Annotated in this window: 1 protein-coding gene; it reads right to left on the reverse strand. The window is 72.0% G+C overall.

Features of this window, described 5'->3' with window-relative positions; all coding sequences use genetic code 11:
* The coding region (locus L810_RS42300; RefSeq protein ID WP_042978357.1) for a DUF748 domain-containing protein at positions 1 to 1,513 on the reverse strand (1,513 nt) is incomplete at both ends.

The raw sequence follows: 1,513 nt of genomic DNA on the forward strand, positions 1-1,513 counted from the left end.
GGGTTCTGCGGCGGCTGCGCGGCCTTCACGACCACCGTCGCCGACGCGGCGGCCGGCGCGGACGCCTGCTGCGCGGCGGCGGCCGATGCGGCCTGCGCGGCAGCCGGCGGCGTCACGCCCGGCGACAGCGGGACCGGTTCGCCCTTGCTCGCGTCGCGCGTGAGCGACTGCGCCGGGCCCGTCTCCTTCGCGACCACGTCCTTCAGGTTCAGCCGCCCCTGCGCATCGAGCAGCACGCGGCCGTAGAAGTTCGAGAACGTCACGCGCGCCGCGTCGACGTCGGTGCCCTTCTCGTCGTAGTTCGCCTTCAGGTTCGTCAGCGCGAGCGAGCGCCAGCCCGCGAACGGGTCGGAGGTCGCCTTGTCGAGCATCCGCACGTCGACGAGCGCGACGTCGCCGCGATAGGTCGCGCGCGGGGCGTCCTTCACCTGCGCGAACGTCAGGTTGCCCTGCGCGTTGAGCAGCGCGCTGGCGATCGTCGCGTTCAGCGCGCTGCCGAAGTACGGCTCGAACGCGGCCGCGTCGAGGCGGTTGCCGTTGATCTTCAGGCCGACCTTCAGCGGCTGCGCGGTCACGTCGCCCGTCACGTTCAGCGAGCCCTTGCGGTTCAGCGTCGCCTTCAACTGCACGGGCAGCGGCTTGCTCATGTCGTCGCTGATCTTCTGCACCGACAGTTCCAGCGGCTTGATCGCCAGCTTCACCGGGCGCGGCGTCGACAGGTCGGTGAAGTTCGCGGACGAATCCTTCACGTTCAGCGCATCGATCCGGTAATGCCACGACGGCGCGGCGGCCTCGGCCTTGCGCGCGACCGTGCGCTTCGGCACCGACGCCTGCGCGGGTTCGGCCAGTGCCGCGAGGTCGATCCTGCCGTCCTTCAGGCGCTGCACGTCGAGCGCGAGCCCGCTCGCGTCGACGCTCGCGATCTCCGCGGTGCGCGCGGCCACGTCGACCTTCGCGATCTTCGCGCTCGCGTCGGGCAACACGATCGCGGGCGCCTTCGCGTCGGGCGTCGCGATCTTCAGCGACTTCAGGCTGACCGTGCTGTCGGCGACCTGCGCGGCGAGCGGCGTCTTGCCCCAGTCGGCCTTCGCATTGACGGTGGCGCCGAGCGTGCCGTCGAGCACGCGCGCACGCGTGGCCTCGCCGAGGTACGGCTGCAGCGCCGGCAGCGCGAGTGCGGCGACCGTCAGCTTGCTGTCGGCCTGCTTCTCCGCGAGATTGAACGTGCCTTCGGCCGTCACGTCGCCGCCGCGCGACAGCGACGTCGACAGCGTGTATTTCGCGGGGGTCTTGCCCTGCATCGAGAGGCCGTCGAGCGTCGCGGCGAGCTTCGTGAGCGACAGCGCGGTCGGCGTTGCCGGCACGCGGTCGTCGACGTTGACCGTGCCGCCGTCGATCGCGAAATGGCGGATCGTCAGGTCGAGCGGCGGCGCCGCCTTCGCGACGGCTTCGACCTTTGCGCCGCTGGCGGCGGCTGCCGTAGCGGCGGAAGCGGGCGCGGCGCCCGGCGCCG

The organism is Burkholderia sp. AU4i, assembly GCF_000466765.1.
In the GTDB taxonomy this organism is placed as follows: Bacteria; Pseudomonadota; Gammaproteobacteria; order Burkholderiales; family Burkholderiaceae; genus Burkholderia; species Burkholderia cepacia.